The 309-nt window shown below is 65.4% G+C and carries 1 protein-coding gene; it reads right to left on the reverse strand.

Features of this window, described 5'->3' with window-relative positions; all coding sequences use genetic code 11:
• Positions 1–67: 67 nt before the first annotated feature.
• Positions 68–309: transposase (locus tag ACZYRU_RS26910; protein WP_488960176.1), on the reverse strand; the 242-nt coding region annotated here is incomplete at its 5' end.

Here is a 309-nt window from a genome sequence, read left to right on the forward strand (position 1 = left end):
CCTCGCTGGTGCGGCGTTCGACATAGACGATGGTGGCCTGGTCGTAACGCAACAGGTTACGCGCGATCTAGTGCAACGCCAGGATCAGCTGCAGATCACCACCACGGTTCAGGCGATGCTCGCTGCGGTTGCACGAGGACACCTCGATCGGAGCCACCCCGCCGATCTTGGCCAGGGCGGCCTCATTGTGGACCCGCCCGTCGTGCGACCACACCGACAACACGAACGCGGCGTTGAACGGCCCGAGCCCACACAGCTCGAGCAGGACCGGCGCGTGCGCGGTCACGACCTGCTCAAGCTGCTTCTCGT

It is taken from the genome of Nocardioides sp. F233 (assembly GCF_057813895.1).